Below are 22,599 nucleotides of genomic sequence, written 5' to 3'. Positions count from 1 at the left end.
TGAGACCATTCATGTTAGAAAAGGGGTCTCATCATCATATGTTTACTCAATGGAAAAAAGAGTGGTTCCTGCAACCAAAAGCGGATTTGCTGTCCGGAATCGTCGTTGCCTTGGCACTCGTTCCGGAAGCAATCGCGTTTTCGCTGATTGCTGGCGTTAATCCGATGGTCGGTTTATACGCTTCCGTCATCATTGCGATCGTCATCTCGATTGCCGGCGGTCGTCCCGGAATGATTTCAGCTGCGACCGGTGCGATGGCACTCGTCGTCGTCCAGCTCGTCAAGGACCATGGTGTCGATTATTTACTAGCTGCCGGTATCCTTGCCGGAATTCTACAAATCGCGTTCGGATTTTTAGGAATTGCTAAGTTATTACGGTTCATTCCTCGATCCGTCATGGTCGGATTCGTCAATGCTTTAGCGATTTTGATTTTCTCGGCACAACTGCCGCAGTTCGAAGGACAGAACTGGATCATGTACGCAATGGTCGCCGCATCACTCGCCATCATCTTGTTATTCCCACGCGTGACGAAAGCGATCCCGGCACCACTCGTTGCGATCACGATCATGACAGTGTTGACGGTCGTCTTCTCACTTGATACACGAGTCATCGGGGACATGGGGCAAATCGAAGCGGCGTTACCAAGCTTCTTCCTGCCGGATGTTCCGTTCTCGCTTGAGACGCTCCAAATCATCTTCCCGTATGCTTTGTCACTTGCATTCGTTGGGTTGATCGAATCGTTGCTGACAGCACGAATCGTCGATGAGATGACGGATACGACGTCGAACAAAGCGATGGAATCACGCGGACAAGGAATTGCGAACATCATCGCAGGTATGTTCGGTGGCATGCCGGGCTGTGCAATGATCGGTCAATCGGTCATCAATGTCACGTCGGGTGGGCGTGGTCGCTTGTCGACGTTGACAGCAGGTGTGTTTTTAATGCTGTTGATGTTTACGATGAATGATCTATTGATGACGATTCCGATGGGAGCACTCGTCGGCGTCATGTTCTTCGTCTCGTATGCGACGTTTGACTGGGGCTCATTCAAGATGCTCAAGACGTCACCGAAGAGTGATTCTGCTGTCATGCTCGCAACCGTTCTCGTCACCGTATTGACGAACGATTTATCAATGGGTGTTCTTGTCGGAATCTTGCTTGCTGCGTTATTATTTGCGTCAAAAATTTCTCGTATTCAAGTCGAGCGCAAGGAGCAAACAGATCGAGTCCGTTATACGATTCGTGGACCGTTGTTCTTCGCATCGACGACAGCATTTGCAGAACAGTTTCAGCTCGAAACTGATCCATCATCCGTCATCACACTTGATTTCTCAGCGTGTCACTTGTTTGATGATTCCGCTATCGAAGCAATCGAAAACGTCGTCTTGAAATACGAACGACTTGGAAAAAAAGTCGAACTCGTTGGATTGAATGAAGAGTCGCAGGCTCTTGTCGATCGACTAGCTCAGCGGATTGCGTAACGAATTTTATAAAAGGGGTGGCATTCCTAGGTACATTGGGAATGCCACCTCTTTCTATTGTCTCGACGAGTCATATACGCACTATGTATCCAATAATTGTATGATGTGATAAGGTGTAAGCTATTAAAAAAGAAAGTTATTATGAACTAACGTTAAAAACTTTAATTCAACTCACTTTAATAAGTAAACGAGGTTCACTAAATGAAAAATTACCATTTGAATAGAATACTCAATTTAAGGACAGTCGAAGCATATTTTTTGAGAGATGGTTATTTAACACCACCTATGTATTGCCTAATACTCATTGACTATCAACGTCCTAGCACTATTGACGATTTTCCTTATTTAAAAAATATTGATGGAATCTCGGAAGACGACTTTGGATATGATAATTTTATAAAAGCAATCATTATTTCACCTGAGGAAGTTACTCAAGAAACGTATGATGAATTATGTACCGTGGCAGGTGGTTTTTTAGAGGATAAAGAAGAGTGTCGATGGAATTTGGATATTGAAGTTATTGGTAATTTCAAACATAAAAATAATTTGGATGACATTTTTCCTTTACTCCAAAATGTATTAGAAAAATACAAGTGTCCTATAAATATTCATCATATTCCTATAGAAAAATTTAACTTCTTATCACAGGAATAAATGAGTATGATGTTTTAACATTCAAACCTACTACTCGTCCGATATGATTTATAAGATATCTATATGATCTTCAACTGTTGAAACGAACTAAAAGTCAAAGAATGACTGAATACCATGTATGAATTATGTTTTATCACTAAAAATAATAGCGAAACGATTTGAGGATTGAACATGTGCTGGAGAGGATAAGTGCGACGTGCTTTCAGTTTCGCTATACTAGAAACAAAAGGGGGCATTTAGGATGAAATGGTTTCGATTTGAGCAAGAAGGAAAAGTAGGTATCGGGGTTGAACGGGATGGCTCTACATATGATGTGACGGCACAAGTCTATACGGATTCATTGTTTGAAGTGATTTCACGTGAGTTCGATGTTGATCTTGATTTAGATATCGCGCCACTACTTAAAGGGGATGTTCGAAAACTGGCACCGTATATTCCGGCACGAAACGTCATCTGTGTCGGCAAGAACTACGCCGATCATATCAAGGAGATGGATACGGCGGGAGCGGGGAAATTCGTCTTGTTCACGAAAGCACCGACATCGATCGTTGGTCCGTTCGAATCGATTGAGCGGCATGCGGATTTGACACAGCAACTGGATTATGAAGGTGAACTCGCCATCATCATCGGCACGACGGGGCGTGATCTGACACCTGAGAATGCACTTGATCACGTGTTTGGCTACAGTATCGTCAATGATGTGACAGCGCGGGACTTACAAAAAGAACACGTCCAGTTCTTCCGTGGCAAATCACTCGATGGGTTCTGTCCGTTCGGACCGGTCATCGTCTCAGCGGACAGCTTTGATCCGCGTGACGTCCTTGTCGAGACGCGTGTGAACGGGGAACTCCGTCAATCGGGATCAACGGCCTTGATGTTGCGTGATGTCGTAACGATTTTAGTTGAAGTGTCACACGGGATGACACTTGAAGCAGGGGACATCATTGCGACAGGCACTCCGGCTGGTGTGGGTCACGGCATGAAACCACCGGTCTACCTTCAGACAGGGGATGTCGTCGAAGTATCGATTGAAGGAATCGGTCGCTTGCAAAATGAAGTCCAGTGAACGAAGATGACTGAAATGACCGATTTTCATTCACCACTTTCCAAGTTGCTTTGGAAAGTGGTTTTTTATTTTGTGAAAATCATCAAAAATTTAAAAAATGATTGATTCTAACCAATAAAACAGTCATAAAATGACCGTTTTTGATGTATAATGAAACTATAAGAACGGTTTCATGTCGAAAAAAGTCGTATTTTGAACGTTTTATAAAGAATTTATAAAAATTTTGAACGTTTTTGATTGATTTTTAGATGTAAACGCTTTATATTAAAGATGCGGAGGGAAACCTTATGTTAACCAAAAAACGCCATCAACTCATCCTTGAGCTTTTAGCCCGAGAAGAAGTCGTCAAGATGCAAAAGATCGTCGAACAAACCGGTGCGAGTGAATCCACGATTCGTCGGGATTTATCACAACTCGAGACAGCAGGTCATCTGCGTCGGGTGCACGGGGGCGCGACAGCGAACCATTTGCAAATTGAAGAACCGAGTTATTTCGAGAAGAGTGACCAACACGTCGAAGAGAAGGAACGGATCGCGCGAGCGGCTGCCGATCTGATCGAAGACGGGATGTATGTCTATCTCGATGCCGGAACGACGACGCTTGCCATCGTTCCGTATCTCGAAGAGAAGGCGATTACGGTCGTAACGAACAGTCTTCCTCTAGCGAACACGTTACTCTATCACCGTATCCCGACGTTCGTCGTCGGAGGGCAACTCAAGCATTCAACGCAAGCACTCGTCGGTTACAACGCACGTGAAGGAATGTTGATTTACCATTTTGATGTCGCGTTCCTTGGGATGAACGGTGTTCATCCGGCACAAGGCTTCACGACACCAGATCCGGAAGAGGCACTCGTAAAGAAGACAGCGATCGAATTAGCAAAACAATCGTATGTACTCGTCGATGAGACGAAGCTGGATGCGATCAGTTTCAGTCGTGTGGCGTCCTTGCAAGCGGCGACGATCATCACGACGACATCCAGTGAGCAAGAAGCGAAATACAGTCAATACACAGAGGTGGTGAACGCGAAATGATTTATACACTGACACTCAACCCATCCATCGACTATTATGTCACGTTACCGGTATTTGAGGCAGGACAAGTCAATCGTGTCGAACAGGCGGAAAAAGTGGCCGGAGGGAAAGGGATCAACGTCTCTCTCGTCCTAAAAAACTATGAGGTGGAAACACAAGCACTCGGATTCCTTGGAGGAAGTACCGGACAATTCATTCGGACGGAACTCGAGAAACGAGGCGTGTTGACGGACTTCACACCGATTCAAGATGAGACGCGAATCAACGTAAAGATTCGCGCCGATCAAGAATCTGAGCTGAATGCAGCGGGACCGAAGATTCAACCGGAAGAGCTGGAGCATTTATTATCCCGATTCAAGACGATGGAAGCCGGTGACATCGTCGTCTTCGCAGGTAGTATCCCAAGCAGTCTGCCGCATGATCTCTATCGTCATATCGCGACGATCCTGAATGAACGGAACGTCCGCTTCGCTGTCGATACGACGAAGGAAGCGATGCTTGAAGTCTTACCGCTCGGTCCATTTTTAATCAAGCCGAATCACCATGAACTCGGTGAAATCTTCGACGTCGAGATTACGTCGAAGGAGATGGCCGTTCCATACGCCCAACAGCTCGTCGAGCGAGGTGCCGAGAACGTCGTCATCTCATTTGCAGGAGACGGAGCACTGCTTGTCAATCGTGAAGGTGCCTATACGGCAAACACACCGGCAGGGAAGCTCGTCAATTCCGTCGGTGCTGGAGATTCACTCGTCGCTGGATTCGTCGCCAGCCACGCGCTCGGTAAATCACCAGAAGAAGCGTTCCGCTATGCGGTGACGACTGGTAGCGCGTCTGCTTATTCCTTTGGTCTTTGTACGAAGGAAGATATCGATCGTCTCATCAAAGACGTCAACGTCGTTGAACTCATTCAATCCTAAAAGGAGTGTGACTACTCATGAAAATTACTGATCTCTTGACACGTGATACGATTCAGCTCGATTTACAAGCGTCATCTAAAGCCGCTGTCATCGATGAACTCGTCAACGTCCTCGATCGGGCAGGAAAACTGAACGATCGCTCGGCATATAAAGAAGCGATTCTCGCACGGGAAGCGCAAAGTACGACAGGTTTAGGGGAAGGCATTGCCATTCCACACGCAAAAACAGCAGCAGTCAAAACACCAGCGATCGCTTTCGGTCGTTCGGCAGGTGTTGACTACGAAGCACTCGATGGTCAACCAAGTCGGTTGTTCTTCATGATCGCAGCGGGTGAGAACGCAGATAATGCGCACCTTGAAACACTTTCGAAACTATCGGTTTATCTGATGGATATGAACTTCCGCGATACGATCCTTGCGGCTAAAACGAAAGACGAAGTCATCGCAGCAATCGAAGCGAAGGAACGTGAAGAAGAAGGTCCAGTTGACGTCTCAAGCGACAACGTTGACCAAGACGCACCGTATATCCTCGCTGTCACAGCTTGTCCGACAGGGATTGCACACACGTATATGGCGGCTGATGCCCTTCGCCAAAAAGCAGAAGAGATGGGTGTCCGCATCAAAGTCGAGACGAACGGATCGACAGGCGTCAAGAACGGTTTGACACAACAAGACATCAACGATGCGACAGCGATCATCGTCGCTGCGGATAAAGCGGTTGAGATGGATCGTTTCAACGGGAAACACGTCGTTGAAGTACCGGTCGCACAAGGAATTCGTAAACCACAAGAATTAATTAACCGTGCCGTCAAACAAGACGCACCTGTATACAAAGCGAGCGGTTCAAGCGAAAGTTCAAAACCAGCGCGTGGTGGATTCTACAAACACTTAATGAGTGGGGTATCCGCAATGTTGCCACTCGTCGTCGCTGGTGGTCTCTTGATTGCGATCAGCTTCTTCTGGGGAATCAACTCTGCGAACCCGGATGATCCGTCATACAACGAGTTCGCTGCTCAGTTAATGTCGATCGGGAAAGCTGCATTCGGTCTCTTGATTCCGATCCTCGCCGGATTCATCGCGATGTCGATCGCTGATAAACCAGGTCTTGCTCCTGGTCTGATTGCTGGTTTCCTTGCAAGCAACGGTAATGCTGGTTTCCTCGGTGGATTGATTGCCGGTTTCCTTGCTGGTTACGTCGTGCTCTTGCTCGTTAAAGTCCTCAAAGGTCTCCCAGCAGCACTTGAAGGAATCAAACCAGTCTTACTCTATCCATTGTTTGGTTCATTCATCACAGGGATGATCATGTTGCTCGTCATCAATGAGCCGATCGCGAAGTTCATGACATGGCTCACGGATTCGTTGAACGGGCTCAGCGGTGGGAACGCAATCCTCCTCGGTATGCTCGTCGCAGGTATGATGGCAATCGACATGGGTGGTCCAATCAACAAAACAGCATATGTTTTCGGTACAGCTGCTCTTACAGCAGGTAACACGGAAGTCATGGCAGCCGTCATGGCAGGTGGGATGGTTCCACCACTCATCGTGGCTTTCTCATCAACATTATTCGCACGTAAGAAATTCACACCGCAAGAACGTGAAGCAGGTATCGCTGCTTACGCAATGGGTGCATCGTTCGTCACAGAAGGTGCGATTCCATTTGCAGCAGCCGATCCACTCCGCGTCATTCCTTCAAGCGTCATCGGTTCAGCTATCGCTGGTGCATTGACGATCGTCTTCGGCGTCTTGCTCCCAGCACCACACGGCGGTATCTTCGTCTTCCCGTTACTTGATGGTCCATCAGGTACGGTCATGGCAATCGTCGGTTACGCGGGTGCGATCCTCATCGGTTCACTCGTCGGTGCGGCAATCCTATCCTTCCTCAAAAAACCACTTGTTGACCAATCGGTCGCGAAAGCGGAAATGACAGAAGGAACAGGTACGAAAGCATCATAATTCATCTAAATCCTCTCCGTTTTCAAGCGGAGGGGATTTTTTGTTGAATTTTGACGGCTAACGGTGAAGAATAGAGGGCATACTGAATAAGAAGGAGGGATGGACATGGGTGGACAATCCTTACAAATCGGACCACGGACCATCAAGACAGGTCTTGCGGTCATCTTGGCGCTGTTGATCAGTAATCTGTTCAACCTCAGCCCGATCCTGCCTGCAATCTCGGCAGCGACGACACTCCTGCCTTCGGTCTATCAGACATGGAAACAATTTCTCGAGGAAGCAGAGGCCAACTTGATTGGTGCCTTTTTGACGTTACTCGCACTTTGGATTTTAGGGGATAATCCAGCCAATCCGCTCGCGATCGGAATCGTCATCATGGCAGCAATCTCGATTTTGCTAGCCTTTGGTTTCGGGCGGACGATTCCACACGTCGTTTTGATGATCATCGTCATTCTCGAAAGTGTGGCGACAGCGACCGAGCCACTTTGGCAAGTCGTCCTGATCCGTTACTTGCTCGTCATGCTCGGGATCGGCTGTGCGCTTGGCATCAATGCGCTGATCTTCCCGCCGCGCTATGGCAATGTCTACTATCAAAAAGCGACGAAACTCTTCGAAAAGCTGCTCGTCGTCACGCGAGCGATTGCCTTCGAAGGCAAGGTCGCCCCATATCGGGCGGCAATCGATAAAATGTCAAATTCGCTCCTTGAGACACAAAACTTGTTCAACCTACACAAGGAAGAGATTCGAGGAACGCGTCAGAAGCACGCCTCGCTCTTACGGAACCTCTTGATTCTCAAACATATGCAATCGTGCCTCGAACGTGGTGTCGCGACGGCAGAGCGCTTCAGAGAGCGAGAGAAGGCCCTTGACTCGATTGCGGACGATCTTCGGAGTGAATTGTTTTATCACTTGATGCATATCGCCCAGCGACAAGAGAAGGTCTTGCTGACATATGATCTCTTGTTGACGGAAGAACCACTCGCAATGGAGGATCTCGTCAAAGAGAACATCGCCTTCGTTAAGCACTCTTTCCTTGACCGCGATGAACTCGAGGAAGAAGTCATCATGGAAATCTTACCGATCGTCGTTTCGATGAATGAGTGGATCCAAGAGCTTGAAGCATTCGAAAAACGGCTCAATGGTGCGCTTCGTCGTCATATCACATCACTGACGATCGAACAAAAATCAGTCCGTGATAAAACATTTAATCGATTTAAACGTAAAAAAGCCATTGACGAAAGTAAAAAGTAAGCGTATAGTCCTCCTTAACGATACTTTACTTGCTAAAAGCATAACAGTATAACAGCATAACAGAACGAAAGATTAAGCGATGATGAAACCGAAGTAAAGACCATCTCCCTGTTTCAGAGAGCACGTGGCGCTGCGAACGTGTACACAGATGGTGTTGAATTACAGTTTCTGAGCTTCTTGCGTAAGCGAGCGGAGCACACCGTTATCCCAATCATAAGTGACTCAGTCGATGACTGGGTAATCAGGGTGGTACCGCGGCTTTCGTCGCCCCTGTCGAACAATATGTTCGGCAGGGGCTTTTTTGTTATCTCACATTCATTCAAGGGGGAACTCATATGTCTACACCAATCATTCCAAGTCATTTACGTCCACACGTCGCACCACAGCACTACGAAGACTACACGCCAACGGATCATGCCGTTTGGAGATACGTCATGCGACTGAATTTAAATACGTTACAAGATACAGCACATCCGGCATACCTCGAAGGGCTTGCTGCATCGGGCATCAGCCCGGAACGGATTCCGGACGTGCGTGAAATGACAGCGAACCTAAGCCGTGGAGGCTGGGGAACAGTCGCTGTTGATGGTCTCATTCCTGGCGTCGCCTTCTTCGATTTCCAAGGGCACGGACTCTTGCCGATCGCGACCGACATTCGGAAGGTCGATAACATTCTCTACACACCGGCGCCAGATATTTTGCATGAAGCAGCGGGGCACGCGCCAATCTTGATGAATCCGGTCTACGCGGAATTCGTTCGACGCTTCGGTGAGATCGGGGCACATGCCTTTAATCATAAAGCCGAGCATGACGTGTTCAAGGCACTAAAGAAATTGACGATTGTCAAAGAGAGCCCGTTCTCGACGCCAGCCGACATCGAGCAAGCTGAAGTCGAACTCGCGGAGACACGGACACACGTCAAAGGAATTTCGGAAGCGAACGAAATCTCACGTCTGTTCTGGTGGACGGTTGAATTCGGTCTGATTGGTAATATCGACAACCCACAAATCTACGGGGCAGGTCTTTTATCATCCGTCGGTGAAAGTCGCCACTGCTTAACGGACGCGGTCGTCAAACATCCATTCTCACTTGAAAAAGCACTTGCAACGAAACATGACGTGACGAGCATGCAAAAAGAACTCTTCGTTTGTGAATCGTTCGAACAACTCCGCGATGCACTTGAAGAATTCGCACAGTCGATGTCTTACATCCGCGGTGGCATCCACGGACTAACAAAAGCGGTCGAATCGGGTAACCTGTCAACGCTCGTCTTCGACAGTGGTCTCTCGCTCGTCGGTGTTCCTGAAACGCAAGAGATTCACGATTCGCTTCATCTCGTCAAACTAACAGGTCCGACAGCGCTTGCTGCGAACGGCGAAGTGTTGACAGGTCAAGGACTTGCAGATCATCCGGAAGGCTTTACACTCCTTCACGGCAAGGAATTGAACGAAGTATTGATGCAAGTCAAAGTCGGTGAACGTCTCGACTGGGCGGAAGGAAATGTTCGCGTCACAGGGGACATCACAGCGATTCAAAACGTCAATGGAAATCGGGCGCTCGTCGTCTTAGAAGCAGCGACGCTTGCAAACGACGGGAAAACGATGACGATGGACCGGATGGAATTGATCGTCGGTGACATCACGTCAGCATTCCCGGGAACGGAAGTTGAAGCACTGAAGCCGATTCCGGAAACGGTCGAGTTCGAACGAATCGAACGTCCGTTGACAGCGGCTGATCCGATCTTCGAAGTCGTCCGCGAGATTCGCGAAGGTCGTGCCGGACGAGAACGGTTACCGCAACTGATCGATCAGACACTCGTCCAGTTACCGGACGCTTGGTTACTCCGTCTTGAATTACTCGAGTTAGCGGATGAAGTCGATCAACCACGTCTGATTGCAGATCTCGAGCGCTTAAAAGCGACATCTGAGCAGCGAGATGAATTGATCACGCGTGGGATGGCCTTACTCGACGTCGTTCATCAATGAGTCGAACTCCGGTTCTGAACCTGTTAGAATGGAGACATTCGGTAAAAGGGGATGATCGGTTATGACAAATTATTATCAAGACGTAAAGGAATTCCACCGTGTGTTTTCACACCCTGGCGCAACGACGCCAACACCTATGACGGTCAATCGTGGAATCAAACGCTCGACCTGGACGGCAGAAGAAGCGGTCGTTGAGTTCCTGCATCAATCGGCGACGAGTGAAGCAGAATTTCTCGAAGCAATCGAACGTTTCAAGTCAGGACTTGATACAGCGGTCGAAAAATCGCTTCAGATGAAACAACCCGAAACAGATGTCGAACGGCTCGTCGGACAAGGGGATGCCTTGACGGACGCCCTCTACTTCATCATGGGAAGCTTCGTTGAGATCGGGCTTGATCCGGCTCCATTGTTCGAGATCGTCCAGCGTGCGAACATGGCGAAGCTTGGACCGGACGGAAAACCAATCTTCCGGGAATCGGACCAAAAGGTCATGAAACCGGAAGGCTGGCAACCACCGGAACCACAATTAGAAGCAGAAGTGCGTCGGCAAATCGCTGTAGCTTCGAGTTCGTCGAAAGCGTGATTCATGACGATAAAAAGAGAGGGATGACTGGTCTGCGAACCTGTCATCCCTCTCTTGTTGTATTTATTCACTTTTGACTTGATAACGCGATAAATCGAGTTGACGGGCGGTCAGGAACTCGACCCCTTCTGCTTCAAGTGCCAGTCGCTGTTCATCGCCTTCAAGCGATAGTTTTCCGCCAGCAGCGAGCACGCGGTGCCACGGTAGACGTTCCGTCTTACTCATACTGTGAAGAATCCGCGCTACTTGTCGGGCGCTACGCGGATGGCCGGCGAGTCGAGCGACTTGCCCGTACGTCATGACCCGACCAGCAGGGATCGAACGAATGATAGTCAGGACATCTTGCGTGAATGGTGTCATGTTTCGTCCGTAGCAACGACATACTGTTGAATCTTATCGTCTTCATCAAAGCCGATCGTCACATCGATGATGCCTTGTTGCAGGCGAATCTGGAGTTCGAGACGGTCCTTGATATCGTCCGCTTGTGCGATCGTCAACGTCGGGTCGACTTCAATCTCGACTTCGACGTGGAAATGATCGCCTTCCTTAATGACTTCTAGTTTACTAATGTCCTTGACGTCAGGGTCCTTCATGATTAGTCCGCCGAGACGTGCTGCCATCGTCTCATCGGCTTCACCCAGTGCACCAGCTGCGTTTTGCAGGAAGACATTCCCGACGACGTAAAACATCATCAGTCCGATGAGGATCGAAGCAATTCCTTCTGCCTGATGGAACGGTGTCACATGCGAGATGATGACGGCGAGCATCGCGACGACGCCACCAGCCGTTGCGACCAAATCTTCTAGGAACACAAGGCGTGTGGCTGGTTTCGCTTGTTTGAGTGAGCGGAAGCTGTCAAGAATCAAGCGTGGTCCTTTCGAGTCTAACTTCGCATCGTGCGCGATCTCTTGCATCGCTTTAACAAATACGCCACTCTCTAAGACGACACCGACGAACAAGACAGACAACGTAATCCAAAAGCCAGTTGATTCTGTCGGTTCGATGATGTGGGCGATCCCTTCATGAATCGTCTCGTACGCCATGATACCGACGAAGAGGATGGCACCGAGCAAGACGAGATTGACGAGACGACCGAAGCCGTTCGGGAAACGTTTCGTCGGTGCCTTTTTACTGAGGGCAGAACCGATGAAGACAAAAAATTGGTTAGCAGCGTCCCCGAGCGTATGCATCATCTCCGCGAACATTGCGACATTTCCCGTCAGGACGTAGGCAATTGCCTTGATGATGGCGATGACGGAGTTAACGATGCCTGCCGTCAGCGCCGACCGGTTTCCCCGGCGTAATAACGTAAAAAATTCTCCCATGATTGTACTCCTTTTAGTTAAGTTACATATTAGTTCATTTTATTATGTTACATCATTTTGAGAAAAACGACTATCTTCACACGAAAAAACCCACGCAAGCTGCGCGGGTTTAACTCGTCAAGACAAGTCGACTGTTTTATTGATTTCGTTCTCATCGTCCTTGCCGACAACTTTCTTCAATACTTGTTTGACGGATTTAGCAGTATTTCCAGTTTCCCAGTACTCGGCTGCTTCCGTGTTGACTTTAATCAAGACGACTTTCGGATCTTCATATGTCGTTCCGAGATAGGCTTCATAGCGTGGGCTCCAGAGCTCTTTTTTTCGTTCGATGTCTTCGACGAGTTCCGCTGTCCCGCGGATCGAGACATATGATTTGTCAACATATGCGACGTTGACGCTCGGATTCTTAAGTAGTTCTTGGTACTTGTCTGTTTCTTTTGAAGTGAGGAACCAGAGGTCGCCATCAAATTCGATATCCTGTGTCTGCATCGGACGCGATACGAGTCCTTCTGCTGAAATCGTCGTCAGCATCGCTGTTTCGATTTTATCAATCAGTTTCTTGACCGTTTCGACTGCTTCTTGATTCGTAGTATGGGTTGACATGTAACTCCACCTCATTCGTTAGATTTTTATGCTCACTTAGGCATTGTTCCCTGAATTTCAAAATGAAAACGTCCCCATGATAGAAAGAAGCAGTTTCGTTGCACCGTACAACGAGGAGGCGTACAGTGTAGGTACGCATTCGAAAGAAAAAGGAGAGACATACATGAAACTTAGTATTTTAGACCAATCCCCGGTCTCTAAAGGACAATCGCCATCTGATGCCTTACATGAAACGGTCGAGCTCGCGAAAATCGCGGACGAACTCGGCTACCATCGCCTGTGGGTATCCGAACACCACTTCGCTAAAACATTGGCTGGTTCAAGCCCGGAAGTCTTGATCGCTTACATGGCGGCAGTGACGAAACAGATTCGCCTCGGTTCAGGCGGTGTCATGCTGCCGCATTACAGTGCTTATAAAGTCGCGGAGAACTTCCGTGTCCTTGAAGGGCTTGCACCGAACCGGATCGACCTTGGACTCGGTCGGGCACCAGGCGGTATGCCGCTTGCGACACGTGCGTTGCAAGAAGGATCGTCGCCACGTTTTGGTGGAGCCGATTACGGCGAACAACTCGATGATCTCGTCGATTACTTGAAAGACGGAGCACCTGCCGGACACCGGTTCGCGGGACTCGTCGCAACACCAGAAGTCGATACGACACCAGAAGGTTGGTTGCTTGGATCAAGTGGGGGTAGTGCCTTGAACGCTGCGCAACGCGGATTCGGATTTGCCTTTGCCCACTTCATCAATGGACAAGGTGGACAAGAAGTGATGGACTACTACCGTCATAACTTCATGGCGACGTCGTTCAATGAGACACCACAAACGCTCGTCTCGATCTTCGTGACGTGTGCTGAAACGACGGAAGAAGCAGAACGGTTAGCTTCAAGCCTGGATCTGTCACTACTCCTACTTGAAAAAGGGGTCTCGTCGACAGGAACGCCAACTCCAGAAGAGGCAGCGGCGTATCCGTATACGTTCCAAGACCAATTCCGGATCGCTGAAAACCGGAAGCGGATGATCGTTGGTAACCCGGAATCCGTTGCAAAACAATTGCAAGAGCTCGCTGATTCCTACGGCACAGACGAAGTAATGATCGCTTCGATGATCGCTGACAAGGAAGCAAAACAACAATCATTGAAATTAATCATGGATGCCGTCAAAGCGACGGTCTGACCGATACGCACGTCCTTTCTCACGAAGTGAGGGAGGACGTGTTTTTTGCGTCTGCTACGGGAATGCTCTCGGATAAGATGTCATTACGAAGTCGGAGGAATCCGAATGATGCTGCACCGAATAAGCCGACTGTACCGACTCCAAGTAGCACGATGATAGATACATGATCACTGAGTAAACCAAACAATAGGGTACCGATCGGCATCATCGCCATTGCAATGGATTCCAGCACACCGATGACACGTCCGAGGTAAGCCGGATCGGTCTGTTTTTGAACGATGAGCTGCAGTGGAATGTTCATCCTTAAGACGAGCATGCCGTCGATGAACAATAGAATCATGAAAAAAGGTAATAGTAGAGCAGATGGAACATAGCCGAGTAGGGCAAGTGCAGGAAGCGCATAACAAGAGGCGATTAAAAAGAGCGACTCGAATATCGTGCGTAACGGACGTTTCACCGTAAAGCGAGGTAAGGCAAGAAGCAACGAAGCGACAAGAAGACCGGCACCGAGTGCGGACTCGACCAGTCCAAACCGAAATGGTGTGAATTGCAGTCGATCGAGCAAAATGATTGGTAACAGGATTTCGAAAGCGACAAAAAAGAAGTTCAGGACAATCGCCATCAGGACGAGTGTCGTCAAGACCGGTTGACGGAACAGATAACGGTAGCCCTCTTTAAACTCCGAGACGAAAGACGGAGTATCGGTAGTAGCCAGAGGAGAGGTATCCACTGCAAGAAAGCGGAGGCGGCTATTCCACCAGGCAGCAGAAGCAAACAAGAGGAACGGTAAGATCAAGAATTGCGTGATGGAGACAGTGGCGATAAGCAATCCCGCAACGAGTGGAGCGGTGATCGTTGAGGTCGATTGAATCGTCGAGAAAAGCGCGTTTCCGCGTTGTAACTCATCTTCTTCTACGAGTCGCGGTAACGAGCTTGATAAGGTGACGGATAGGAACGTCGACAGGCTCGTCAAGAGGACACTAGCAACGATGTAATGAACGGTATGTAGAGGGGCTTGTAGCGAATAGAGCAGAAGTCCGAACAAGACGAGTGCACTTAAGCTTTCGGTCATGACGATGATTCGTTTCCGGTTCCAACGATCAGCGAGGACACCAGCAACCGGTGAGAGCAAAATCCGTGGCACTGATCCTGCAAGCAGGACGAGCGCAAACTGAAAACCAGACGATGTTTCCCGTAAGACGGTCAGTCCAGCGACGAACGTAAAGAGACTTGCCGCAAATAATGAACAAAACTTTCCGAATAAGACACGCTTTAAATTAAATGACATCCTGTTCACTCCTTCAGAGTTAAATTTTATTGAACTTTAGTGTAGAATAAAGGAGTGGAAGAAAAATGTAAAGATAAAGTTCAATATAATTTAACTTTTATGATAAAAGGAGTGACCAGTGTGTTAGGGGAACGTATCAAACAGATCCGAAAACAGAAAAAAATGACGCAAACGGATGTTGCGACCGGCATCATCACGAAGTCAATGCTCAGTATGGTCGAGAACGGGAAAGCGACACCGTCTGTGCCCGCACTACAGGCGATTGCTAAGCGATTACAAGTGACGGTCGAGGAATTGATGCTCGATCCGCGGGATGTTCGGATGCGGGAACTCCTTGAAACAATCCGTTCACGAGATACCTCATATCATTCGGACGAAAAAGTTCGAGAAATTCTGCATCCGTATTTAGTGCCAGAGACAAACTCTTACTGGCAAGGACAGGTCTTTCAGGAATATGGGGATGCCCTCCGACCGTCTGACCCGGAGCTTGGTTTGACATATTTCGAGAAGGCAGAGCGAGTTTTTCAACAGCTTGGTCGTCAAGATGAACAATTACTTGCCCAAATCGCAAAAGTTTACTTTTTATTCAATCTCAAACGGACGAAGGAAGCATATGAGCTGATCGAAGCAATGGATATACCACGTGAGATTCCACTTGCACCGAAAACCTATTTAAAGCTTCAAATCCTGCGTGCGCTCCGAGCAAGTTTGTTCGATGATCACTACACAGAAGCGATCGCCTTATTGCGTGAAGGGGTTCAGTATATGCGGGAGCAAGATGTCTATTATCATGTCATTTCGTTTCAACGTTTCCTCGGATTGTTTTTATATCTAGAAGGGGAAATCGAACAATCACGGCAAGAGTTTGATCGACTGGAGCAGTTTTTTGCATTTAGTGAAACGACTGCCGTCGGACGAATCGAAGTCGATTTAACGAAAGGACTCATCGCGATTTTTGAAAACGATACGGACGGCATGCAAATGGCGTGGGAAAAACTCGTCACTGTGGCGATCGATGACGCGAAGCATTACATCGGACAACTCGAAGTCCATCTCCTTGTCAACGGCATCGAATTACCGAATCAGACGCTGCAGCAGAGCGTCGATAAGATATGGGAGATGCAAGATGCGTGGCTTGCCGCGAGTGGATTCGACCAAGCGATGATGCTACAGACTCTCGTACTAGCGATGCAACGAGGGATTGGTCAGGAACGGCTGGAGGATGTCATTCGATTGAAGGATGATCTTCAAAGCGAACGACTCAAAGGCGATCTTGAGCGAGAGATACAAGCATTGGTTAAGGTTCAATGACAAAAAAACAGGCATGAGGCGAGTGCGCTTCATGCCTGTTCGTGTAAGGATGTCGTTCTTCTGAAAATCAATAAGACGCATGCGGCGACGGAAACGATCAAGTGACCGATATAGACGTCTCCCGTCTGGATATAATGCAAGAGCATCGAGCCACCAAAAATCAATAAGGCAAGAAAGAGAAGCCGAACATACAGTGTTTTGTAAGACATGCAGACACATCCTTTCCATATCCAGTATATCCCAAAGTGAAGTGGTAAGACAAAAAACATCCACCCCGAGGGATGGATGAGGAAAGTTTAAAGTGATTTAAAGCCTAATAGTTTTTGCGTCCAGTAACGTTCCGATACACGGCTGATACCTAAAGCAGGTTCATTTGCATGAATGAACTGATCATTGTTCAGCATGATGCCAATATGTGTCGGACCAGCGGCATAGGTGTTTTCGAAGAAGATGATATCGCCACGCTTCGGTTGACGTAATTTTGATAACTTCGCTCCGAGATACCGATCATCGTTCCAGTAACCGTTGACGTTCGTCCGTCCGACAGCATAGCCAGCGGCATTCAACGTGTAATTCACAAAACCAGAGCAATCGAATCCACCATTGACGGGGCTACTTGATCCCCAGACGTATGGTGTACCAAGATATTGTTGCCCAATCGAGATCGCACGTTCCATCAATGTCGAACCAGGTACGGTCGTCACAGGAGGTGGTGGCGTGACCGGAGGCGTCGTCGTGACGGATCCCGTCGTGATGTAACTCTTCGCAACATAGTAGAGACCCGTTCCAATCTTGATCTGGTACCAGCCGCTATCTTTTCCTGTCGTTTCACCTGTGACATTGACCGTTGAGCCGTGTCCGACTTGCGTGAAGACTTTAGAAGACGTCGAAGGCAATGTGCGGACGTTCAGCCCGGTTGGGGCATTGACGCGATACGTCTTCGAAGCATCAACCGGCGTCACAGAGACTCCGGGAGTCGTTGGTGTTGTTGGTGGCGAAGCTTTTGTTGAAGCTTTGACATAAGTTGAAGCAACATACGCTTCTTTTCCGTCGAGCTTGACTTGGTACCACGAATCAACGGCACCTGTGACATCGAGTACTGTCTGATGGGGTAATGTCTTGTAAATTTTTGCGTTCGTTGCTGCAGCAGTCCGTACGTTCAAGCCTTCCTTCGCATTAACCGTGTAGATCTTCGAGCGATCGACCGCTTTAATGACGTTCTTGACGGGTGTCGTCGTAGCAGGTTTTGACGTAGACGTTACTTTCACTGTCTTTTTATCAACTAATGATGCATGGATAAAAGCTACTTGCTTCTTATACGTGATTTGATACCAATCACCGGATTTTTTCGTAACAGTCAGAACGCTATTTTTTGCCAGTTTTCCGAGTGATTTCGAACTCGTCGTTGCTTGTTGGCGGACGTTGACAGCATCGGTGTTCGTTATGTAGGTCGTCGTTGTCGTAGTCTTTACTGTCGTCGCCTTGACGTATGCTGAAGTGATGAAGGCTGGTTTTGACTGGTAACGGATTTCGTACCAGCTGTTGACCTTCTTGACTGCTGTCAGCTTCGTTCCTTTTTTCAGTGTCGTGATGACCTTCGCGGAAGTCGAGGCAGCCGAGCGAATGTTGACGTTATCCGTCAATGTTAAGGTCGTTGACGCAGCAGAGACCGGTCCAGTTGAACTGATCAAGGCGATCGTCGTAAGAGCGAGAAATGTCTTCTTCACGTGACGTAGCTCCTTCCAAATAGATAGGTAAAAATCGTTGTTACCATTTTGTCATAAAAAGTGCTAATTCCCCTGATTTTAAAATATATTTTTGTTCTAAAAAACTACGCGGTTGTTTTAATAAAAAAATGAATAGCTCGATACAGTATTTTCAAAAAAGTTCGAGTACACTAGAAGTACTCGGAAGGAGGCTACACATGTTACGCCGTTTTTATCAATATTATATCCCGCATAAACGTTTATTTTGGCTTGATTTCATATCTGCCTTATTCGTCGGGGTTTTAGAACTTGCTTTTCCACTCGCTGTCCAGTGGTTCATCGACTCCTTGTTGCCAAACGGTGAGATGAACTGGATCATCCTCGTCAGCGTCGGATTATTAGCACTCTACATCATCAGCACGTTGATGCAGTTCGTCGTCAACTATTTTGGACATAAGCTCGGGATCAATATCGAGACCGATATGCGTCGTCAACTGTTCAGCCATGTGCAGAAACAGTCGTTCCGCTTCTTCGATAATACGAAGACCGGTCATATCATGAGTCGGATCACGAATGATTTGTTTGATATCGGGGAACTTGCCCATCACGGTCCGGAAGATGCCTTCATTGCCGTCATGACATTGCTTGGTGCGTTCTCGATCATGTTGACGATCAACGTACCACTCGCGCTCGTGACGATCATTGCGGTACCGTTTTTGATCTGGCTGATTAGTTATGCGAACGTCCGGATGAATAAATCGTGGGACCGGATGTATGGTAACATCGCGGAAGTCAATTCGCGCGTCGAGGACAGTGTCTCTGGTGTCCGTGTCGTCCAGTCATTCACGAACGAAGCTTACGAAATCGAGCGTTTTGAAAAAGACAACGCGACGTTCCGGCAGTCGAAGATCAATGCCTACAAGGTCATGAGTAAGAGTCTATCCGGCATCTACTTGACGACCCGTTTGATGACGCTTGCCGTCTTAGTCGTCGGTGCCTACTTGACGTATCGCGAAGCTTTAACGGCAGGGGAACTCGTCGGATTCATTCTTTATATGAACATCCTGCTGAAGCCAATCGACAAAATCACCGCATTACTTGAGATGTATCCAAAAGGGATGGCTGGCTTCAAACGCTTCCTCTCGATGATTGATGAGGATGCATCGATTCCGGATGCGCCAGACGCACTCGTCGTTGATCGGTTGAACGGTGGCATCACATTCAAGGATGTGGCGTTCGGTTATGAAGCCGATCGTCTCATTCTAGAGAATATCAATCTGACGGTCGAACCGGGTCAGACAGTCGCGTTCGTCGGAACATCAGGGGCAGGGAAGACGACGATCTGTTCGTTGATTCCACGTTTTTACGATGTTCTAGATGGCGCAATCACGATTGACGGAATCGATATCCGGCAGATGACGAAGGAGTCTCTGCGACAACAAATCGGGATCGTCCAGCAGGATGTCTTCTTGTTCTCAGGGACGATCGCTGAAAATATCGCCTACGGTGACCTGAATGCGACGCACGAAGACATCGTGCAAGCGGCGGAACGTGCCCATCTCGGTCCGATGATCGCGGATCTTCCGGATGGGTATGCGACACAAATCGGCGAACGGGGACTCAAGTTATCGGGTGGGCAAAAGCAACGACTTGCCATTGCACGGATGTTCCTTAAGAACCCGCCGATTTTGATTCTCGATGAAGCGACGTCTGCGCTCGACACGGAAACGGAAGCACTGATCCAAGAATCGCTCGCCGAGTTGTCCGAGAACCGGACGACGCTCGTCATTGCCCATCGTTTAGCGACGATCCGGAATGCGGATAAGATTTTCGTCGTTACGAAGGACGGCATCGTCGAAGAAGGCTCGCATGACGAACTGATGAATCAAGGTGGTTATTTCTCCCGGTTGTTAGAGAGACAACGAGTTTGAATCGATTTGAAAGATTGGAAAGCAATGGACATGTTCCGTTGCTTTTTTTGTTCGTTCAAAAATAAGATTGTGTATGCTAATTTTAGGGAAAACGATTTATAGAAAAGAAGGCGAGGTGGAAGGATGTACGGTCAATTCTGTGAGAACTATGATGAGAGTTATCCCGTCTTGCGGGAAGAGACGTCACATGATTTCCATCGTTTTTTTGCACTGTCTTACACGATTCATGATACTGTCTTTGAACAAACTGTATATGAAAGACTAATGCGGACGATCAAACACAAGACATCGCGTTTTTCAGCGCTTCGGAGCCGTTATACGCCGTTACTTGTCGCCCATGTTCAATTGAATAGCACGGATCCCGATGTTCTCATCGAAGAGATCATCGTTGCGGAAAAGAAGATTAAACATCGCCTGATTCGTGATAAAGGGGTTCGTCCATTTTTTGCTCTCAACGAAGTATTGAATCGGCGTCAAGGAATCGATGCCTTTCCCTATATGGAACGGCTGCACGCGACACGACCTCATCTAAATGTAGCAAAGCAGTACGTCGTGACATCGACCTTGCTTGAACAGCAGCCATTACCAGAAGAATTTCTAGAGCGGGTCAATACATCGGAAGAGTGGCTCGCGCAATTCATGGAACGAACGAGTGAACGTGTCATTACGGCGCAAATCTTAGCGGCGCATCCAGATCCTTCAGCGCAACAGGAACGAATCATTGCGTGGCGGGAACTGTTAGAGCGGAGAGAGATCATCATCTGGGATCGTTTAATGCCGATTCTTGCGTTACTCCCTACAATGGAACGTGTCGACTGGATTTATGTGACCCGGATCGTCGACCGGGAGCGGGCACGGAATCGATTTTCAGACGAGGTCAACTGGTTGATTGCCTTTCATTTGTTGCTCGCTAAAACAGGTGTGACACGAGTTCAAGCCACGTTGTTATTGCTGGCTGCACTAGAGTTGACGAAAAAACCGTAAAACGAAAAACGAACGAGGAGTGGCGCGCGCCATTCCTCGTTCGTTTGGTTTAGTGACTTAATCGAACGTCGTAAACGTCGCATGTCGTTCGACCGGATACAGTTCCGTACCGGCGACAGCGTTCAAGATCAACTGGTTCCGCGAGACGGACATACCAAGATTATCCGCAGCCGGACCGTGTGATAATTCTAAATTAGCGGTTGCGTATAGATGGTGGGCTGTCTCGACCGAACGCACGATTTGGTAGTCGGCATCGACTTTCCAGGCATTCGGTGCTTCGAATACGATATCAAGTCGGTCGATGAAGCTCGGAAGGGATGGCGAAAAACCAGTTGCCGCAATGACGGCATCTGTTACGGACATACGTTCATCCTCAAGTTCTTGATGTTGCATCGCAATCGTGAACCGCTCATCGTACGTAATCTCTTTTACTTCAAGATTCGCGCGGATCGCGACCTGTCGTTGTTCCTCTTCCGTCAAATCATAGAGATGGGCGTAGATCGATTGCAGGGTCTCCGGACTGATACCGTTCTGAGAGCGGGCAAACTTCTTGACCGACTCTTGTCGTACTTCGAGTGGAAGTTGGTTGAAGTACGTGACGTAGCTCGGTGAAAAAATTTCTTCTCCGAGTTTGCCGGTCTCAAGTGTCTCAAACAGTGTCGAACGCGCAATCCACTCGAGTTCAGGACGCTCTGAAGCAGGCGTCGTCAAGAGATCAAGGAAAATCTCGGCGGCACTTTGACCGGAGCCGACGATGCTGATTTTGTTGCGCTGAAGTAAATTTGCCTTGTTCATGACATATTGCGTATTGTGGATGACGCGTTCGTCAAACGTATCCGGGATGGCGGGTTTTGAACCAGTGCCGATGACGACGTTTCGTGCTTCGAACGTTTCGCGTTTACCGGTCGAGACATCTTCGACGAGGACTTCAAAACTATCACCGGTGTCTTGCACGTCGATGACACGTGTCGAAAAGCGGAGATCTTCAAGTTGTGTTGCGACCCAACGTAAGTAATCGTTGTAACCTTGTCTTGAAATCAGAAGTTTTTCATAGAAGTAAAACGTGTGGAGACGGTGAATCGATCGTAAGTAATTGAGATAGGAAAACGAACTTGTCGGATCGGCGAGTGTGACGAGATCGGAGATGAAGCTCGTCTGCATCATCGAGTCCTGGATCATCATGCCGGGATGCCATGAAAATTGTTCGCTTTCGTCAAAAAATAACGTCTTTAAATCTGTCGGATGCGCAAGTGCGCTCAATCCTAAATTCATCGGACCAATGCCAATGCCGATTAAGTCATACATAGAAAAAGCCTCCCAATTCGATATTGTTCTAAAACAATACCCGAAAAGG

At 48.2% G+C, this 22,599-nt stretch carries 20 protein-coding genes and 1 other annotated feature; of the genes, 13 read left to right on the top strand and 7 right to left on the bottom strand.

The features are described 5' to 3' along the window. Window positions 1–38 precede the first annotated feature (38 nt). The 9 genes from NOM72_RS09390 (at window position 39) to NOM72_RS09350 (ending at window position 10,923) form a co-directional block, all read left to right on the top strand. A complete protein-coding gene (locus NOM72_RS09390) occupies window positions 39–1,481 on the top strand; it encodes a SulP family inorganic anion transporter (RefSeq protein ID WP_023467725.1) in 1,443 nt (480 codons plus the stop codon). 201 nt (window positions 1,482–1,682) lie between these two features. Beyond that, complete coding sequence (locus NOM72_RS09385) at window positions 1,683–2,135, top strand: hypothetical protein (protein WP_023467726.1); 453 nt, start codon at window positions 1,683–1,685, stop codon at window positions 2,133–2,135. A gap of 241 nt (window positions 2,136–2,376) precedes the next feature. After that, complete coding sequence (locus NOM72_RS09380; protein ID WP_255999036.1) at window positions 2,377–3,201, top strand: fumarylacetoacetate hydrolase family protein; 825 nt, start codon at window positions 2,377–2,379, stop codon at window positions 3,199–3,201. A 287-nt stretch (window positions 3,202–3,488) separates the two neighbouring features. After that, window positions 3,489–4,235, top strand: coding sequence for a DeoR/GlpR family DNA-binding transcription regulator (locus NOM72_RS09375; protein WP_023467728.1), 747 nt, complete (start codon window positions 3,489–3,491; stop codon window positions 4,233–4,235). Next, a complete protein-coding gene (pfkB, locus tag NOM72_RS09370; RefSeq protein ID WP_023467729.1) occupies window positions 4,232–5,152 on the top strand; it encodes a 1-phosphofructokinase in 921 nt (306 codons plus the stop codon). The genes NOM72_RS09375 and pfkB overlap by 4 nt, the downstream gene beginning before the upstream one ends. A 17-nt stretch (window positions 5,153–5,169) precedes the next feature. Beyond that, window positions 5,170–7,104: a PTS fructose transporter subunit IIABC gene (locus NOM72_RS09365; RefSeq protein ID WP_023467730.1), complete on the top strand. Its 1,935-nt coding sequence runs from the start codon at window positions 5,170–5,172 to the stop codon at window positions 7,102–7,104. Window positions 7,105–7,209: 105 nt separating this feature from the next. Then, window positions 7,210–8,355: an FUSC family protein gene (locus tag NOM72_RS09360; RefSeq protein WP_023467731.1), complete on the top strand. Its 1,146-nt coding sequence runs from the start codon at window positions 7,210–7,212 to the stop codon at window positions 8,353–8,355. A 70-nt stretch (window positions 8,356–8,425) separates the two neighbouring features. Continuing rightward, window positions 8,426–8,630: a binding site (T-box leader), on the top strand. 60 nt (window positions 8,631–8,690) lie between these two features. After that, window positions 8,691–10,340 carry an aromatic amino acid hydroxylase gene (locus NOM72_RS09355; protein ID WP_023467732.1) on the top strand — a complete coding sequence of 550 codons (1,650 nt, stop codon included), beginning with the start codon at window positions 8,691–8,693 and terminating at the stop codon, window positions 10,338–10,340. Between the two features lie 61 nt (window positions 10,341–10,401). Beyond that, the gene (locus tag NOM72_RS09350) at window positions 10,402–10,923 is read left to right on the top strand and encodes a pyrophosphohydrolase domain-containing protein (protein ID WP_214860788.1); all 522 of its coding nucleotides are present in this window, start codon (window positions 10,402–10,404) and stop codon (window positions 10,921–10,923) included. Window positions 10,924–10,986: 63 nt separating this feature from the next. Here the strand turns inward: NOM72_RS09350 and NOM72_RS09345 are convergent, their stop codons facing one another. The 3 genes from NOM72_RS09345 to NOM72_RS09335 form a co-directional block, all read right to left on the bottom strand. Continuing rightward, window positions 10,987–11,283: an MGMT family protein gene (locus tag NOM72_RS09345; protein ID WP_023467734.1), complete on the bottom strand. Its 297-nt coding sequence runs from the start codon at window positions 11,281–11,283 to the stop codon at window positions 10,987–10,989. After that, entirely contained in the window at window positions 11,280–12,248 is a 969-nt protein-coding gene (locus NOM72_RS09340; protein WP_035398151.1) for a cation diffusion facilitator family transporter, read from the bottom strand. Before NOM72_RS09340 ends, NOM72_RS09345 begins: the two co-directional genes overlap by 4 nt. Window positions 12,249–12,365: 117 nt before the next feature. After that, a complete protein-coding gene (locus NOM72_RS09335; protein WP_029341225.1) occupies window positions 12,366–12,851 on the bottom strand; it encodes a pyridoxamine 5'-phosphate oxidase family protein in 486 nt (161 codons plus the stop codon). A 163-nt stretch (window positions 12,852–13,014) separates the two neighbouring features. On the opposite strand from NOM72_RS09335, the gene NOM72_RS09330 reads away from it, so the two are divergent. Continuing rightward, window positions 13,015–14,025 carry an LLM class flavin-dependent oxidoreductase gene (locus NOM72_RS09330; protein WP_023467737.1) on the top strand — a complete coding sequence of 337 codons (1,011 nt, stop codon included), beginning with the start codon at window positions 13,015–13,017 and terminating at the stop codon, window positions 14,023–14,025. A gap of 19 nt (window positions 14,026–14,044) precedes the next feature. Here the strand turns inward: NOM72_RS09330 and NOM72_RS09325 are convergent, their stop codons facing one another. After that, window positions 14,045–15,313 (bottom strand): MFS transporter, encoded by a 1,269-nt coding sequence (locus tag NOM72_RS09325; protein ID WP_058265185.1) that lies wholly within the window; start codon window positions 15,311–15,313, stop codon window positions 14,045–14,047. A 120-nt stretch (window positions 15,314–15,433) separates the two neighbouring features. Between NOM72_RS09325 and NOM72_RS09320 the strand changes: the two genes are divergently transcribed. Continuing rightward, on the top strand, window positions 15,434–16,624 hold the full coding sequence (locus tag NOM72_RS09320; RefSeq protein WP_255999011.1) for a helix-turn-helix domain-containing protein: 1,191 nt from the start codon (window positions 15,434–15,436) through the stop codon (window positions 16,622–16,624). A gap of 29 nt (window positions 16,625–16,653) precedes the next feature. Here NOM72_RS09320 and NOM72_RS09315 read toward each other — a convergent pair whose 3' ends face one another. Together NOM72_RS09315 and NOM72_RS09310 are read right to left on the bottom strand one after the other, a co-directional pair. After that, window positions 16,654–16,833 carry a hypothetical protein gene (locus NOM72_RS09315; RefSeq protein ID WP_023467740.1) on the bottom strand — a complete coding sequence of 60 codons (180 nt, stop codon included), beginning with the start codon at window positions 16,831–16,833 and terminating at the stop codon, window positions 16,654–16,656. Between the two features lie 87 nt (window positions 16,834–16,920). Further along, window positions 16,921–18,351, bottom strand: coding sequence for a C40 family peptidase (locus NOM72_RS09310; RefSeq protein WP_255999007.1), 1,431 nt, complete (start codon window positions 18,349–18,351; stop codon window positions 16,921–16,923). 197 nt (window positions 18,352–18,548) lie between these two features. Between NOM72_RS09310 and NOM72_RS09305 the strand changes: the two genes are divergently transcribed. Both NOM72_RS09305 and NOM72_RS09300 read left to right on the top strand, forming a co-directional pair. Continuing rightward, a complete protein-coding gene (locus NOM72_RS09305; protein ID WP_023467742.1) occupies window positions 18,549–20,261 on the top strand; it encodes an ABC transporter ATP-binding protein in 1,713 nt (570 codons plus the stop codon). A gap of 123 nt (window positions 20,262–20,384) precedes the next feature. Beyond that, the gene (locus NOM72_RS09300; protein ID WP_055967159.1) at window positions 20,385–21,245 is read left to right on the top strand and encodes a DUF4003 family protein; all 861 of its coding nucleotides are present in this window, start codon (window positions 20,385–20,387) and stop codon (window positions 21,243–21,245) included. Between the two features lie 57 nt (window positions 21,246–21,302). Here NOM72_RS09300 and NOM72_RS09295 read toward each other — a convergent pair whose 3' ends face one another. Beyond that, window positions 21,303–22,550 (bottom strand): lysine N(6)-hydroxylase/L-ornithine N(5)-oxygenase family protein, encoded by a 1,248-nt coding sequence (locus NOM72_RS09295; RefSeq protein WP_058265188.1) that lies wholly within the window; start codon window positions 22,548–22,550, stop codon window positions 21,303–21,305. Between the last annotated feature and the right edge of the window lie 49 nt (window positions 22,551–22,599).

This window comes from Exiguobacterium sp. LL15 (genome assembly GCF_024436095.1).
GTDB classification, from domain to species: Bacteria; Bacillota; Bacilli; order Exiguobacteriales; family Exiguobacteriaceae; genus Exiguobacterium_A; species Exiguobacterium_A indicum.
Note: the sequence above shows the minus strand (reverse complement) of the source record. Positions and strands in the feature narration are given on the sequence as shown.